This window comes from Actinomadura sp. GTD37, assembly GCF_041951365.1.
Lineage (GTDB): Bacteria > Actinomycetota > Actinomycetes > Streptosporangiales > Streptosporangiaceae > Spirillospora.
Genome location: NZ_JBGNUS010000002.1, coordinates 118,712 through 134,094 on the forward strand (window position 1 = coordinate 118,712; position 15,383 = coordinate 134,094).

14 protein-coding genes are annotated in these 15,383 nt (G+C 74.5%); 8 read left to right on the forward strand and 6 right to left on the reverse strand.

Annotation, left to right across the window (positions count from 1 at the left end):
* Positions 1-98 precede the first annotated feature (98 nt).
* Complete coding sequence (locus tag ACA511_RS14660; protein ID WP_375024838.1) at positions 99-977, forward strand: LysR family transcriptional regulator; 879 nt, start codon at positions 99-101, stop codon at positions 975-977.
* Between the two features lie 39 nt (positions 978-1,016).
* Here ACA511_RS14660 and ACA511_RS14665 read toward each other — a convergent pair whose 3' ends face one another.
* Positions 1,017-2,114, reverse strand: coding sequence for an ABC transporter substrate-binding protein (locus ACA511_RS14665; protein WP_375024839.1), 1,098 nt, complete (start codon positions 2,112-2,114; stop codon positions 1,017-1,019).
* 138 nt (positions 2,115-2,252) lie between these two features.
* Between ACA511_RS14665 and ACA511_RS14670 the strand changes: the two genes are divergently transcribed.
* Together ACA511_RS14670 and ACA511_RS14675 are read left to right on the forward strand one after the other, a co-directional pair.
* On the forward strand, positions 2,253-3,068 hold the full coding sequence (locus ACA511_RS14670) for a crotonase/enoyl-CoA hydratase family protein (protein WP_375024841.1): 816 nt from the start codon (positions 2,253-2,255) through the stop codon (positions 3,066-3,068).
* A gap of 22 nt (positions 3,069-3,090) precedes the next feature.
* Positions 3,091-3,975, forward strand: a complete 885-nt coding sequence (locus ACA511_RS14675; protein WP_375024842.1) for a LysR family transcriptional regulator — start codon at positions 3,091-3,093, stop codon at positions 3,973-3,975.
* On the opposite strand, the gene ACA511_RS14680 is transcribed toward ACA511_RS14675, so the two are convergent.
* Positions 3,910-4,794 carry a LysR family transcriptional regulator gene (locus ACA511_RS14680; protein ID WP_375024843.1) on the reverse strand — a complete coding sequence of 295 codons (885 nt, stop codon included), beginning with the start codon at positions 4,792-4,794 and terminating at the stop codon, positions 3,910-3,912. The genes ACA511_RS14675 and ACA511_RS14680 overlap by 66 nt on opposite strands.
* A 139-nt stretch (positions 4,795-4,933) precedes the next feature.
* On the opposite strand from ACA511_RS14680, the gene ACA511_RS14685 reads away from it, so the two are divergent.
* From ACA511_RS14685 to ACA511_RS14705, 5 genes are all read left to right on the forward strand, one after another.
* Complete coding sequence (locus tag ACA511_RS14685; protein WP_375024844.1) at positions 4,934-5,740, forward strand: enoyl-CoA hydratase/isomerase family protein; 807 nt, start codon at positions 4,934-4,936, stop codon at positions 5,738-5,740.
* Positions 5,737-7,701: an acetate--CoA ligase family protein gene (locus ACA511_RS14690; protein WP_375024845.1), complete on the forward strand. Its 1,965-nt coding sequence runs from the start codon at positions 5,737-5,739 to the stop codon at positions 7,699-7,701. Before ACA511_RS14685 ends, ACA511_RS14690 begins: the two co-directional genes overlap by 4 nt.
* Positions 7,698-8,927 carry an acyl-CoA dehydrogenase family protein gene (locus ACA511_RS14695; protein ID WP_375024846.1) on the forward strand — a complete coding sequence of 410 codons (1,230 nt, stop codon included), beginning with the start codon at positions 7,698-7,700 and terminating at the stop codon, positions 8,925-8,927. The genes ACA511_RS14690 and ACA511_RS14695 overlap by 4 nt, the downstream gene beginning before the upstream one ends.
* Positions 8,924-9,949: an acyl-CoA dehydrogenase family protein gene (locus tag ACA511_RS14700; RefSeq protein WP_375024847.1), complete on the forward strand. Its 1,026-nt coding sequence runs from the start codon at positions 8,924-8,926 to the stop codon at positions 9,947-9,949. The genes ACA511_RS14695 and ACA511_RS14700 overlap by 4 nt, the downstream gene beginning before the upstream one ends.
* Positions 9,950-10,025: 76 nt before the next feature.
* Positions 10,026-10,775 (forward strand): IclR family transcriptional regulator, encoded by a 750-nt coding sequence (locus ACA511_RS14705; protein WP_375024848.1) that lies wholly within the window; start codon positions 10,026-10,028, stop codon positions 10,773-10,775.
* Positions 10,776-10,853: 78 nt separating this feature from the next.
* On the opposite strand, the gene ACA511_RS14710 is transcribed toward ACA511_RS14705, so the two are convergent.
* The 4 genes from ACA511_RS14710 to ACA511_RS14725 are packed head-to-tail and all read right to left on the reverse strand — an operon-like array spanning position 10,854 to position 15,383.
* Positions 10,854-12,023, reverse strand: coding sequence for an acyl-CoA dehydrogenase family protein (locus ACA511_RS14710; RefSeq protein WP_375024849.1), 1,170 nt, complete (start codon positions 12,021-12,023; stop codon positions 10,854-10,856).
* Between the two features lies 1 nt (position 12,024).
* Positions 12,025-13,335, reverse strand: coding sequence for an acyl-CoA dehydrogenase family protein (locus ACA511_RS14715; protein ID WP_375024850.1), 1,311 nt, complete (start codon positions 13,333-13,335; stop codon positions 12,025-12,027).
* A gap of 44 nt (positions 13,336-13,379) precedes the next feature.
* Complete coding sequence (locus ACA511_RS14720; RefSeq protein ID WP_375024851.1) at positions 13,380-14,159, reverse strand: SDR family NAD(P)-dependent oxidoreductase; 780 nt, start codon at positions 14,157-14,159, stop codon at positions 13,380-13,382.
* Positions 14,160-14,195: 36 nt separating this feature from the next.
* Entirely contained in the window at positions 14,196-15,383 is a 1,188-nt protein-coding gene (locus ACA511_RS14725; RefSeq protein WP_375024852.1) for a thiolase family protein, read from the reverse strand.

The window sequence follows — 15,383 nt, forward strand, 5'->3', positions numbered from 1 at the left end:
GCGCCCCAGCCTCCCCGACCCGCCCGCGTCGCATCAACGACGGATCCGGTAACGTCTCTTAACCCTGGGCTAAAGAATCCGGAGGCCCGCCCATCGAGATGCGAGAGATCGAGATCTTCCTGACGCTGGCCGAGGAGCTGCACTTCAGCCGGACGGCCGAGCTGCTGGGCATCAGCCCGGCGCGCGTCAGCCAATCGATCAAGAAGCAGGAGCGGCGCATCGGCGCGCCGCTGTTCGACCGCACCACCCGGGCCGTCCGCCTCTCCCCGCTCGGCGAGCAGCTGCACCAGTCGCTCAAGGGCGGCTACCGGCAGATCGTGCAGGGGATCTCGACGGCCCAGGCCACCGCCCGCGGCACCGCGGGAACACTGACCCTCGGCACCCTCGGCCCGTACTCCGTGCTGATCAAGGACGTTCTCGACCTGTTCCTGGCCCGCCACCCGAACGCCCGCCTCCAGCACCGCGAGATCCAGCCGGCGTCTCCGCTGGACCTGCTCGAGGCGGGCGATCTGGACGTGGCCTACCTGTGGCTGCCGATCCGCGATCCCGGACTGACCGTCAGCCCGACCCCGCACACGTCCCAGGTGCTGCTGATGGTCTCCGCCGACCACCCCTACGCGGAACAAGGCACCATCTGCCTTGAGGATCTCGGCGACTGCACCGTGGTCGAAGGCCAGTCGATCCCCTCCTACATGGAGGAGGTCTTCAACCCCGCGCACACCCCGTCCGGCCGTCCCGTCCGCCGCGGGCCCAAGGTCACCACGTGGCAGGAGACGCTCAGCGTGGTCTCCTCGGGCCAGGCCACCGCCGGCGTCACCACCGAGCTGGCCGACTTCTACTCGTGGCCCAGCCTGGCCTTCGTCCCGATCCGGGACGCCCCCCTCTGCCAGTGGTCCTTCGTGTGGCGCACTGCGAGCGAGACTCCGCTCATCCGCGCGTTCGCCAGAGCGGCCGCCGACACCCGGCAGCGGGGTTGAGCGCGCGGAGTCCGCGGACCCGCCGCCGGGCGTCCGGGCTCATCCGACGACGGAGTCGCAGCTCCCCGCGGCTTCGCTGAACCGGGCGTCGATGAGGTCCGCGGAGTCGAGCGGCTTGTCGTACTCCAGCTCGCCGCGCTTGAGCGCGAACGCCTGCAGGTCGTCCGCGAACTTCTCCGTCCCCTCCATGGAGAACGACGGGGTGAAGGCGAGGAGGGCCGACTTCTCGATCGTGGACTTGTCGACCTCCTCGGCGGACGCGAGCAGGCGCACCGTCTCGGCGTCCTTCCGGTAGTCGCCGTCGAGGTACTTCGTCGTGACCTTGCTGAGCACCTGGGTGAACTTGACGGCGACCTCGGGCCGGTCGAGGAGCGTCCGGCCGGCCATGATGGCGGTCCCGGTCACGCCCGGCGCGTAGCCGGCGATCGGGACGAGGTCGGGGTTCTTGGCGGCCTCGACCTCGAGGGGAGCGGAGATCCAGGCGGCCTTGACGGCGCCGTTCGCGAGTCCGTTCAGCGCGTCGGGGCCGACCAGCGGCGGGGAGAGCTTGACGTCCTTGAGGCCCAGCCCCACCTTGCCCAGGGCGTTGTCGAGGATCAGGCCGCTCACGCCGGAGCCGCCGGTGGGGGTGCTGACGTCGGCGCCCTTGAGCTTGGAGAGGTCGGGGGCGGTGGCGCTGCCGACGACGTCCTTGCGGGACCAGTAGCCGGGCACCGGGGTGCCGACCGGGATCTCCTGCTGCTTGTCCATCGGCAGGATCCAGCGGACGTCGACCCCGTCGTTCAGGGTGTTGAAGTGGGACGTGCTCAGCGAGGTCATCTGCGCGTCGAGCTTGCCGCGGGCGACCAGCGGCAGCGACTCGGCGCTCGGGATCTTCTCGATCTCGACGTCGATGCCGGCCTTGTCGAACGCCCCGGTCTCGATCCCGAGCAGGAGCGGCGCGAACACGGCGAGCGGCGAGCTCATGCCGATCTTGATCGTGCCCTTGGTGTCCGCGGTCGGGCAGATCGCCGTCCCCGTCTTCTTGTCCGCCGCGCTGTCGCCGCCCTGGGGGCCGGCGCAGGCGGCCAGGGCGCCCGACATCACCAGCAGCGCGGCAGTGGCGGCGGTCACCGAACGCGCAGGAACTCGACGCATCGTGGCCCATCTCCTTGCTCATCGATCATTTCTTTCAGTGGAATTTTATTCCACTGTGTGCAATCCTGTGACCGCGATCACTGGTCTGTCAAGGCCCGTTCCGACATTCGGCCGCATCCACCTGGGAGGAGACCCCCCGTGAGCGACGCCCACGACACCGCGCCCTCGGCCGCCGCCGCCGACGCACGCGAGGCACCCGAAGTGCTCGCCGAGGACCGGGGCGGCGTCCTCGTCATCACCCTCAACCGGCCGAAGGCGAAGAACGCCATGACGCTCACCATGGCGCGGCTCATCGCGGCCGCCCTCGACCGGCTCGACCGCGAACCGGCCCTGCGCCTCGCCGTGATCACCGGCAGCGGGGGCAGCTTCTGCGCGGGCATGGACCTCAAGGGCTTCCTCCGCGGCGAGCGGCCGAGCATCCCGGGACGCGGCTTCGGCGGAGTCACGGCGGCGCCGCCCCGCAAGCCGCTCATCGCCGCGGTGGAGGGCTGGGCGCTGGCCGGCGGCTTCGAACTCGTGCTCGCCTGCGACCTGGTCGTCGCGGCGACGACGGCGCGGTTCGGCATCCCCGAGGTGAAGCGCGGCCTGGTCGCCGCGGCCGGCGGCCTGCACCGCCTGCCGGACCGGCTGCCCGAGGTCGCCGCCATGGAGCTGGCGCTGACCGGCGACCCGGTGGGCGCCGAGCGGCTGCACGCCCTCGGCCTGGTCAACAGGCTGACGGACGAGGGAGGAGCGCTCGGCGCCGCCCTCGCCCTCGCCCGGACGATCGCCGCCAACGGACCGCTGGCGGTCGCCGCGAGCAAACGGATCATCGTCGAGTCCCGCGCCTGGCCCCGCGCCGAGCGGTTCGCCCGCCAGCAGCCGTACGTCGACGAGGTGTTCGCGTCCAGCGACGCGCGGGAAGGCGCGCGCGCCTTCACCGAGAAGCGGCCGGCCGACTGGACCGGCGGCTGACGCCCCGATCTAGGCTGCTGACGTGGAGCTCCACCAGCTGCGGGCCTTCCTGAGCGTCCGCGACACCGGCAGCGCGACGGCCGCCGCCGCGCGGCTCGGCGTCCGGCAGTCGACGGTGTCGGCCGCGGTCCGCGCCCTGGAGCAGGAGCTCGCGGCGCAGCTGTTCCACCGCGTCGGACGCGGCATGTCGCTGACGCCGGCGGGCCACGCCCTGGTCGGCCCGGCACGCCGGATCCTGCGCGGCTGCGAGCAGGCCGGGGAGGCCCTGGCCGCGGCCGGCCAGGGCGGCCGGCTGGAGCTCGCGGCCCTGTCGACCGTGGTCAGCGGCCCGTTCTCGGCGCTCGTCTCGGCCTGGCTCGGCGCCGCGCCGGGACGAGCGGTCCGGGTGCACGACCTCGACCGCGAGGATGCGATCGCCGAGGTCCTGACCGGAGGCACCGCGGAGATCGTCTGCACCCGGCTGCCCGTCCCCCCGCCGGTGGACGACGCGCTGGCGGTGCTGCCGATCGGCTCGTGGGGGTGGCAGGTCGCCTTCCCGCCGCGGTCCGGGGCCGTCCCGGAGGGAGCGGTGACGATGGACGAGCTGTCCGGCGTGCCGACCGTGCTCGTCGCGGCGGGCCGCAACTCGGCCCTGGAGCGCGCCACGGCGCGAACTCCCCTGTGGGCCGCCGTGGTCGCCGACCAGCGCGAGGCCCGCACCTCGCTGATGCTGGCCGGGGTGGGCGCCACCATCGTCGGCCCCCGGCTCGCCGTGGACGCGGCGGCGGCCGGCGCGCACGTCCGGCCGCTGGACCCGCCGTTCACCCAGTCGGTCGGGCTGGTCTTCGACCCGGCCCGCCTCTCACCGGTCGCCCGGGGGTTCGTCGCCGCCGCGGGCGAGCTCGACGAGGGCCGCGCCGGCGGGTGACAGCGCCTGCTCGCGCCAGACCAGGTGGGCGTCCCGCCACAGCGGCGGGTCGAGCGAGCGGAGCGAGGCCCAGGGCAGGACGGCCCTCGCCGTGTCCCGGCCGACGAACGCCGCGACCGTGCCGCCTCTGACCAGCTCCCACAGCATCGCGCGGTGGGCGCACTGGGCCCGGACCCGGCCCGCCATCGACGCCACGGCCGTCGCGGCGGCGCTCGCGGAGTCGAGGTCCGACGGAACGACCCCGAGGTCGAGGCCGGCGACCCGTGCCCGCGCGACCGGCTCCGCCAGCCCCGCGGCGAACTCCGGACTCGCCATCAGCACGATCTCCTCGGCGCCGAGGTCGCGGCTGCCCCACCCGGCGTCCGGGGGCATGGCGTCGACCACGCCCAGCTCGGCCTCGCCGGAGCGCACCAGGCCGAACGCCCCGACCGCTGTGCTCGCGTCCCGGATGTGGACCTCGAGCCCGGGATGCCGCCCGCGGAGCGCCGCGACGAGCGGGGTCAGCGGGTGCACCGCGAGCGTGGTCGACGTCGCGACGACCAGCCGTCCGACCTCGAGGCCGGCCACCTGCCGGACCCGTTCCCCGGCGGCGTCGGCCTCGGCGATCACCTGGCGCGCCAGGGCGGCCAGCCGCGCCCCGTCTGGCGTGGGCACGGCACGCCGCCCGGACCGGTCGAACAGCCGGACGCCGAGCTCGCCCTCCAGCCCGCGCATCGCCAGGGAGAGCGACGGCTGGCTCACGAACAACGCCCGCGCGGCCCGGGTCATGCCGCCCTCGTCGACGACCGCCACGAAGTAGCGCAACGTCCGGAGGTCCATGCCCGCACCCTAGCCGGACATAGGAATCGCCGATGGGACCTGCGAAAAAGAGGTCTTTGCGCAGATGCCTCCCGCGGCACGAGAGTGGGACGCGAGACACCCGTACGGCGCCACGCGCTCGCAGAACACCGGAGCACCCATGACCGAACGCCACGTCACCGTCGAGCGGCAGGGCCGCGTCGGCCTGGTCTTCCTGGACCGCCCGGACCGCCGCAACTCCTACACCCCGCTGATGGCCCTCCAGCTCCAGGAGGCGCTGGTCGCCTTCGACGCCGACCCCGAGGTGTCGGTGGTCGTGGTGAGCGGGCGCGGGAAGCACTTCGGCGTCGGCGCGGACCTCGACATGAACTGGCGCGACGAGAAGACCCACGGCGTCGAGACCCTGACCGAGCCGGAGAAGGCGCCCTGGAACCTGAGCACGCCGATCATCGCGGCCATCAACGGCGACGCCATCGGCGTGAGCCTCACCTGGGCGATGCAGGCCGACATCCGCGTCGTGGCCGACTCGGCCCGCCTGGCCTTCTCGTTCAACCGGGTCGGCATCATGCCCGACCGCGGCTCGACCTGGCTCCTCCCCCGGCTGGCGGGCTTCGGCGTCGCGATGGACCTGCTGCTGACCGGCCGCACGATCGACGGCGCCGAGTTCGAGCGCCGCGGCCTGGCGACCCGCCTCGCCGCACCCGAGGACGTGCTCAAGGTCGCCGTCGAGATCGCGACCGACATGGCCGAGCACTGCGCGCCGGTGTCGATGACCGCGACCAAGCGGCTCATGTACGAGTTCCTGGAGTCGACCGACCGGGTCGCGGCCTACAACCGCGAGCGCCGCGTCCTGACGTGGATCCGCACCTGCGGCGAGACCCTGCGCGGCATCGCGGCCTTCAAGGAGAGGCGCGCGCCCGAGTGGGGCACCACCAAGCACACCCGCGTCCCGGCCGAGCTCCGATGACGCCGGCCGTGACCGACCCGTCCGGTATGCGGGTCCCCGACCTGCGCCCCCTGCTCTCCCCCGCCACGGTCGCCGTCATCGGCGGCACGTCGCGGGAGACCGGCCTCGGCGCCCGCACCCTGCGGCACCTGCGCGAGGCGCGGTTCGGCGGCGAGGTGCTGACGCCCGACCCGCGGAACGGCCTCGACCGGGACGTGGACGTCGCGCTGCTGTGCGTGCCGGCCGCGGCCGTCCAGGAGGTCCTCGACCGGATCGACGGGCGTGCCGCGTTCGCGGTCGTGTTCGCCTCGGGCTTCGAGGAGACCGGCGGCGGCCCGCTGACCACGAACCGGGGCACCGTCGTCCTCGGCCCGAACACCGTCGGGCTCTACCACGCGCCCGACCGCGCGGTGCTGACCTTCGCCCAGGCCTTCGACAGCCTCGTCGACTGCCGGCACGGGAGCGGCGCCTTCCTCGTCTCCCAGAGCGGCGCCTTCGGCGCCCGCGTCGTCACGGCGGCCGCCCGGTACGGCTTCCACCTCGACGGCTTCATCGGCAGCGGCAACGAGGTCCACCTGGACGCCTGCACCCTGGCCCGCGGCGTCCTCGCCGCGGCCGGGCCCCGGGTCCTGATGCTCTACCTGGAGGGGATCCGCGACGCGGGCGCGCTGCACGCCCTGCTGGACGACGCGAGGCGCCGCGGCGTGCCCGTCGTGTGCCTGCTCGGCGGCCTCTCCGAGGCCGGCTCCACCGCGGCCGCCTCCCACACCGCGGCGGTGAGCGCGGACACCGCGGTGACCCGCGAGCTGTTCGAGGCGTACGGCGCCGCGCTCGTCGGCTCCGACCGCGAACTCGTGCTCGCCGGGCTGGGCCTCTCCCTGCTGGGCCGCGCGGCCGGGCGCCGCGCCGGCATCGTGACGGGCTCCGGCGGAGCCGGCGTCGTCGCCGCCGACCTGCTCAGCGGCGCCGGCCTGGACGTCCCCGTCCTCAGCGCCGGCCTCAGGGAGCGCCTGATGGCGCACCTGCCGGACATCGCGTCTCCGCGCAACCCCGTCGACGTGACGGCGCAGGCGATCGGCGACGACACGACGCTCGAGAAGGTCTGCACGACGCTGCGCGAGAGCGGCGAGGTCGATCTCGTCGTCGTGATCGGCCGGGAGAACCAGGCCGCCGCCGCGGGCGCGCACGCCGGCGCCGCGCCGCCCACGGTCGTCGCCACGCTCGACCGGGAACCGGCCGGCGTCAGACCGCGCATCGAGGCCGGCGAGGTCGTCCTCCCCGACCTCGACTCGGCGTGCCGGGTCCTCGCGGCCTGCGCGCCGCCGAGGTCGAGCGCCGGCGCCGCCTTCCGGACGGTCGCCGCCGGCCCCGGCTCCCTCGGCTCCGACCCGACCGCCTCCGACAGCCTCCGGCTCGTCGCCGGCGCCGGTGTGGAGACGGCCGGCTGGGGCGCCGCGACCACGGTCGCCGAGGTGCTGGCCCGGGGCGGGGAACTCGGCTGGCCGGTCGTCCTCAAGTCCGACGTGGCGGCCGGCGTCCACAAGGCGCGCGCCGGCGGGGTCCGGCTCGACGTCACCGCGGACACCGCCCGCGAGGCCGCCGCCGAACTCCTCGCGAGCGGCGTCCCGCTCATCGTGGCGCGGCAGCTCCGCGCGTCGATGGAGCTGTTCGCGGGCGTCCGGCGCGACCCCCAGTGGGGGCTGGTCGTCTCGGCGGGCCTCGGCGGCGCCCACGTCGAGCTGCTGGACCGCACGGTCGCCATGCCGGCGGCCCTCGGAGCCGAGCACTTCGCCCGGCGGCTCGCGGCGGAGCTGTTCGACCGCGTGCCGGGACGGTACGACGGCCTGGCGGCGGGCCTCGCCGCGGCGGCGTTCGCCCTCGCCGGCCTCGCCGGCCGCACCGGCGCCGCGCTCGTCGAGTGCAACCCGCTCGGGGTCGTCGGCGGCCGGATCGTCGCCCTCGACGCCAGGGTCGTGCGATGAGCGCCGCGCTGCGGCTCGATGAGCTGCTGCGGCGGGTGCTGCCCGCGCGCTGGACCGAGCTGGTCGACGGCGGCGACCGCGACGGCCTGGCCGACCACCTCGCCGGCCTCGACCCCGCCCTGACCGCCGGCCTCGTCCGCACCGTCGCGGCCGACGGCTGGCTCGTCCCGGAGTGGCCGACGCGCCTCGGCGGGCGGGCGCTGCCCCCCGACGAGGCGGTCGACGTCCGCCGCACCCTCGCCCGCTGGCGGGTCGGCACGGTGGAGAGCGCCATCGGCACCGGCTGGGTGGGGCCCGCGATCCTCGCCTTCGCGAGCGACGACGTCGCCGCCGAGCTGCTCCCCCCGATCGCCCGCAACGAGGTGCTCTGGTGCCAGCTCTTCAGCGAGCCTGAGGCCGGTTCCGACCTGGCCTCCGTCCGGACCCGCGCCCGCCGCGACGGCGACCGGTGGCGCCTCACGGGCCGCAAGATCTGGACCAGCCGCGCCGACCGGGCCGGCCGGGGCCTCGCGGTCGCGCGCACCGACGCCGACGTGCCCAAGCACGCCGGCCTGACCTGCTTCCTCGTGGACCTCTCGGCGCCCGGCGTCCAGGTCCGGCCGATCCTCCAGATGACCGGTGACGCGGAGTTCTTCGAGGTCGCCCTCGACAACGTCGCGGTGCCCGACCGGTACCGCCTCGGCGAGCCCGGCCAGGGCTGGGAGGTCGTGCGCACCGTGCTGCAGCTCGAACGCGTGGCCGGCTCGGGGGCGGGCGCCGCCACCCCCGGCTCCGTCGTCGGCCGCACCGTCGACGAACTCGTCGCCGAACGACTGCCGGGGGCCGGTCCCGTCGAGGCGGACGCGATCGTGCGGCTGTACGTCGAGTCCCAGGCGATCGCGCTGAACAACCGGCGCAACGCCCTCCACCGTTCGGCGGGACTGCCTCCGGTGGCGAACGGCACGCCGTACAACAAGGTCTTGCAGGCCGAGCACACCAAGCGCCTCCAGCGCGGCGTCCTCGGCGGCGGCGGCCTCGGCGCGGTCGCCCACACACCCGGCGACCGCGCCCGCTCGTACGACGCATGGGCCTTCCTGCGCGTGCAGCCGAAGACCATCGCCGGCGGCACCTCGGAAGTGCTCCGCGACCAGATCGCCGAGCGCGCCCTCGGCATGCCGCGCGGAGCGGACCCGAGCAAGAGCGTCACCTGGCGCGAGTTCACCGGCTCCCAGGGAGGGAACGCATGAGGCCGACGTCCACCGAGCAGACGGACTTCGCCGGGAGCGTCGGCGCGCTGCTGCGCAAGCGCGACCCGCTGGAGGGGATGCGCCGGGAGCCGGGGCCCCGGAGGTTCGACGCGGCGCTCTGGTCCGAGCTGGTGGCCAACGGCCTCCTGGAGCCGGGCGAAACGGGTGACGTGGTCACCGCGTGCCTGGTCGCCGAGGCCCTGGGCCGGGCCGCCGCCCCCCTGCCGTTCCTGAGCGCCTCGGTCGCGGGCGCCCTCGTCGCGGCGGGCGGCGGCGAGGTCGCCGGCCTGGCCACGTACGGGCTGCTGGCCGGGGACGGCACCTGGTCCGCCCCCGCGCTCGAGATGCGCGACGGCGTGGTCCACGGCATCCTTCCGTTCGTGCCGGACGCCGACATCGCCGACGTCGTCGTGGCGGCCGTGCGGACGCCGGAGGGGCGCCGGCTCGCGCTGGTCCGGACGAGCGACACCGCCGTCGAGCCGCTGGAGAACCTCGACGCCACCCAGCCGCTCGCCCGGGTGGTCTGCCGGGCCTCCCCCGCCTCCGTGCTGCCGGCCGGCGGCGACGCGCTGGCCGCCGCGATCGGCGAGGCGCGACTGCTCGCGCTGGCCCTGCACGGCGCGACGCTGCTGGGCCTGGCGGCCTGGCTGCTCGACGCCACCGTCGAGTACGCCGGCCGGCGCGTCCAGTTCGGGCTGCCGATCGCCGCCCGGCAGGCCGTCAAGCACCGGTGCGCGAACATGCTGATCCAGGTCGAGTCCATGCGCTCGATGGTGCTCGAACTGGCCGACGCCCTCGAGACCGGCGCGGCCGACCGGGCCCTCGTCGCCGCGACCGCGATGGCCTGGACGACGGAGGCGGCCGAGGAGGTCGCCGCCGGCGCCCTCCAGCTGCACGGCGGCATCGGCTTCACCTGGGAGCACGACCTCCACCACTACTTCAAGCGCTGCACCGTCGGGGCCCTGCTGCTGGGCGCGTCCGGCCACCACCGCGCGCAGGTCGCGGCCGCGCTCACCGCCTGACCTGCAATTCAATTCGACTGAGTAAAACCTTGGTAGGCTCCAGTGGAACTGTCCCGGAGATTCAGGAGGCCGAGCGGTGGCCGAGGGTTCGATCACACGGACGCTGCGGGTGCTGGAGGCGGTCTGCGACCACGGGCCGCAGACCCTCAAGGTGCTCAGCGAGCGCACCGAGCTGGCGCCGCCGACGCTGCTGCGGATCCTGCGCCTGATGGCGGACGAGGGCTACGTCGTGCAGCAGGCCGACCGCACCTGGCGCGGGACGATGCTCGTCTGGCGGCTCGGCTGCGCCGTCAACACCTCGGTCGGCCTCTTAGCCATCTCCCGTGAGCACACCGACCGGCTGACCGCCGATCTGGACGAGACCGCGGTCTACGCCGTCTACGAGCAGGGCGCGGTGACCTACGCGGCCCACTCGGAGCCGATCAAGCCGGTCCGGGCGCACGTGCGCCTCGGCCAGCGCTACCGGCTCCTCGCGGTCACCACCGGCCAGGCCGTGCTGGCGCAGCTCGACGGGCCGTCCGTCGAGCGGGCCCTCGCCGAGCAGGCCGCGAGCGGCGACCCCCGCGACCCCGGGCAGGTCGAGGCCATGCTGGCCGAGATCCGGCGGCGCGGCTACGCGGCCGGCCCCGGGGTGCGCTGGCCCGACCTGTGGGGGTGCGCCGCGCCCGTCTTCGACGCCACCGGGGACGTCGTCGGCGCCCTCGGCGTGTCCATCCCGACCGCGCGCGCCGAGGAGATCAGCGACCAGGTCGCCGAGGGCGTGCTGCGGGAGGCGGACGCCATGAGCACCCGCCTCGGCCGGCCGGCCGTCCTCCGGGAGGTCTGACCGGGCCGCGGGCGAAGCCCCTGCCGAGCCGTCCTCGGACCGCGCGGCAGGGGCCTTCCCATGGGGCCGTTCTTCGAGTCAGGTCAGCTGGAGCGTCCGGGCGATGATGCCCTTCATCACCTCGCTGGTCCCGCCGTAGATGCGGGCGACCCGCGCGTCGGCGTACATCCGGCAGATGTCCTGCTCCCAGACGTAGCCGTAGCCGCCGTGCATCTGGAGGCAGGCGTCGGCCACACGGCCGTGGAGCTCGGTGCAGAACAGCTTGACCTGCGCCGCCGCCGCCGGGGCGAGCTCGCGGCGCTCGTGCCGGGCCATGGCCTGGTCGAGCAGCGCCTGGCCCGCCGCGATCTGGGTCGCCTGCTCGGCGAGGACGAACTTCGTGTTCTGGAACCCGCCGAGCGGCCGGCCGAACACCTCCCGGTCGCGGACGTAGTCGCAGGTCAGGTCCAGCGCCGCCACGGCCTGGGCCTGCGAGTTGACCGCGATGGACAGCCGCTCCTGGGCCAGGTGGGACGACAGGTGGCCGAACGCCCGCCCCTCCTCGCCGAGCACGTTGGCCGCGGGCACCCGCACGTCGTCGAAGAAGAGCTCGGTCGTGTCCTGCGCCCTGAGGCCGAGCTTGTCGAGCCCGGCGCCGCGGGTGAAGCCCGGCTGCCCCGCCTCCACCACGACGATGGTCAGCCCGGCACGGCGGTCGTCCGCGGACGACGACGACCGGGCGACCACCAGGACCAGGTCCGACTGCGCGCCGCCGGTGATGAAGGTCTTCGCGCCGTTGAGGATCCAGTCGGACCCGTCGCGGCGCAGCGTCGTGCGCATGCCGGCCAGGTCGGAACCCGCGGCCGGCTCGGTCATGGCGATCGACGTCATCAGCTCGCCGCTCGCCATCCCCGGGAGCCAGCGGCGCTTCTGCTCCTCGGTCGCGAGGGACAGCACGTACGGCGTGACCACGTCGGTGTGGACGCGCAGGGAGCCGAGGGTCACCCGCTCGTAGGCGACCTGCTCGGTCACGACGCAGTTGAACAGGAAGCCGTCCTGGCCGCCGCCGCCGTACTCCTCCGGGATCTGCAGGCCGGCCAGGCCGAGCCTTCCGGCGGCCCGGTAGACGTCCCGGGCCACCATCCCCGCGGCCTCGAACTCGGCGACGCGGGGCGCCACGTCCGAACGCAGGAAGGCGGCGACCATGTCGCCGAAGTCGCGGTGCTCGGCGCCGTAGACCGCGCGGTCCAGCTGGGGTCGCAGGGGCACGTCACTTCCTCCGCTGGCTGCCGCTGACGCCGAGCACCTGGGCGCCGAGCACGTTGCGCATCACCTCGGGCGTCCCGCCGCCCATCGCGAGGCCGCGCCCGTCGCGGAAGTAGCGCTCCACCGGCCAGCGGCGCGAGTAGCCGCGTGCGCCGTGGACGCCGATGGCCGTGTTGGTGACCCGCTGCACCATCTCGCTGCTGTGGAGCTTGGCCATGAGGGTCTCCGTCTGGTCCGGGAACCCCCCGGACCCGCTGCGCGCGGCCCGCCACACCAGCATCCGCGAGACGTGCACGTCCAGCGCCATGTCGGCCGTCTTCCACTGGAGTCCCTGGAAGTCCGCGAGCGGGCGGCCGAACTGGCGGCGGGCGTTGAGGTGGCCGACGCTCGCGTCGAGGGCGGCCTGCCCGAGACCCGTGCACATGGCGGCGTTGCCGCAGCGCTCGGGGTTGAACTGGTTGACGAGGATGCCGGTGCCCCTCTTGGAGCGCTCCTCGGGCATGACGAGGACGTCCTCCGGGCCGATGCGCACGTTGTCGAAGTGCACCAGGCACTCGGCGACGCCCCGGATCCCCATCTTCGGGTCGACGTGGAACTCGCCCATCCCGTCGGGCCGCCCGGTGAGCACCACGGCGCCGATGCCGTAGGGGCCGGCGGTCCCGGCCAGGCGGGCGAACACGATGATGGTGTCGGCGACGTGGCCGCCGGTGATCCAGCACTTGGTGCCGCTCAGCAGGAACCCGTCGCCGTCCGGGGTCAGGGTGGCCCGGAGGTCGGTGCCGGCGCTGCCGGCGCCCGGCTCGCTCATGGCGATCGCGAAGTGGTTCGTGCCGTCCGCCACGCCGGGCAGCAGCCGGTTCTTCATCTCCTCGGTGCCGAGCACGTTGATGGCGCGCCACGGGCCGTTCAGGAACGGCTGGACCGACATCGCGGTGCTCAGGCAGGCGCGCGCCAGCTCCTCGACCACGATGCACCCCTCGAGGAGGGTCTCGCCCCGGCCGCCGTACTGCTCCGGGATCGTGAGCCCGACCAGCCCGGTCTCCAGGACGGCCTCGAACGTCTTGCGCGGGAACTCCTCGGTCTCGTCCCAGTGGCCGGCCATGGGGCGGAGCTCGCGGACGGCCACCTCGCGGGCCAGTTCCCGGATCTCGCGCTGACGCGGCGTGAGCTCCGCCCACATCCCGTCGTAGGTCGGCTCCGGGTCGAGCGTCGCCGGGTCCCAGACGTCGCGGGCGGCGTCGAACATCGGCTCCTGCGCTGACAGGCCGTCCCCTGTCGGGAGGTCGGCTGCGGGTGTCGTGGCGTCGACGCTCATGGAGGGTTGCCTTTCAGAGGGAGCGGGCGAGGACTCGGCCGGCGTCATCGGGGGGCCATCCGGATGGCCCCGTCGAGCCGGATCGTCTCGCCGTTGAGCATGGGGTTGGCGATGATGTGGGCGGCCAGGGAGGCGAACTCCGCGGCGTCGCCCAGGCGGGCCGGGTGCGGGATCGAGGCGGCCAGGCGGTCCCGGACCTCCTCCGGCACGCGGGAGAGGATCGGGGTGTCGAACAGGCCCGGTGCGATCGTGTTGACGCGGACGTGGTTGCGGGCCAGGTCGCGGGCGGCGACGAGGGTCATGCCGACCACGCCCGCTTTCGAGGCGGCGTACGGCAGCTGCCCGATCTGCCCCTCCCAGGCGGCGACCGAGGCGGTGAGCACGCACACGCCGCGCTCGCCGTCGGGCAGGTCGCCGAGGGCGACCATCGCCGCGGCAGCGTGGCGCAGCACGTTGAAGGTCCCGATCAGGTTGGTCTGGACCACTTCCTGGAACCGCTCCATGGAGCCCGGCGCGCCGTCCTTCTCGACGACCCGGACGGGCCCGCCCCGGCCCGCGCAGTGCACGAGCGCGCGGAGCTCACCGAGTTCGGTGGCCGCCCGCACCGCCGCGTCCACCTGGTCGGAGTCGGTCACGTCGGCCGCGGCGAACCGCACCCGCCCCTCGGCGTCCGCGCCGAGGTCCTTGGCGACGAGCTCGCCGTCACTGCCCTCCAGGTCGAGGAGGACGACGTGCGCTCCCGCGGTGACCAGCTGCTTCGCGGTCGCCCGGCCCAGGCCGGACGCCGCTCCGGTGACGAGTGCCGCCTTGCCCCGGATGTCCATTCGTTGTGCCCTTCGTGTCGTCGGTGGCGCGCACCGTCAGGCGATCCGCTCGAGGACGGTCGCGTTCGCGAGGCCGCCGGCCTCGCACATGGTCTGGAGGCCGCGGGCGCCGCGGGTCTGCTCCAGGTGGTTGAGAAGGGTGACGAAGATGCGGCATCCGCTCGCGCCGAGCGGATGGCCGAGCGCGATCGCACCGCCGCGCGGGTTCAGCCGGGCGGGGTCGGCTCCGAACTCCTTGGCCCAGGCGAGCGGGACGGAGGCGAACGCCTCGTTGACCTCGAAGGCGTCGAAGTCGTCCAGCCCGAGGCCGGTGCGCTCCAGGACCCGCCGGGTCGCCGGGATGGGGCCGGTCAGCATCATCTCGGGGTCGTCGCCGACGACGGACGAGCCGGTGATCCGCGCCCGCGGGGTGAGGCCGAGCCGCTCGGCCTTCTCCTCGCTCATCAGCAGCACGGCCGCCGACCCGTCGGTGAGCTGGGAGCTGTTCCCGGCGGTGACCGACCAGGTGCGGCCCGGCAGGAGGTCGGCGTAGTCGTCGGACTCGAAGACGGCCTTGAGCCCGGCGAGGGCCTCGACCGTGGTGGTCGGGCGGATGGTCTCGTCGGCGGTCACCTTCGCGCCGCCGGGAAGGGTGACCGGGACGATCTCGCCGTCGAAGCCGCCGGACTCGGCGGTGGCCCGCGCCCGCTGGTGGGAGGCCGCCGAGAGCCGGTCCTGCTCCTCGCGGGTGATGCCCCACGTCTCGGCGACCCGCTCGGCCGCGACGCCCTGCGGGACCAGGCGGAAGCGCTCGGCGACGCCGGGGCCCCAGGGGTCCTGCTCGATCCGGGCGGTCCCCATCGGGACGCGGCTCATCGACTCGACGCCCGCGGCGATGACGACGTCGTGCATGCCCGTCGCGATGCCCTGGGCGGCGAACTCGATCGCCTGCTGCCCGGAGCCGCACTTGCGCTCGACGGTCGTGGACGGGACGTGGACGGGGAACCCGGCGGAGAGCCAGGCCATCCGGCCGGGCGTCGCGGACTGCTCCCCGGCCTGGCTGACGCAGCCGACGATGACGTCACCGACGATGCCCGGGTCGATGGACGTCCGCGAGACGAGGTGGGTGAGGGTCTGGGCGAGGAGCTCGACGGGGTGGAGGCCGCTCAGCGCGCCCCCCGGCCTGCCCTTGCCCATCGGGGTGCGGCACCCGTCGACGATGACGACCCTGCGGAGTTCGGCCAT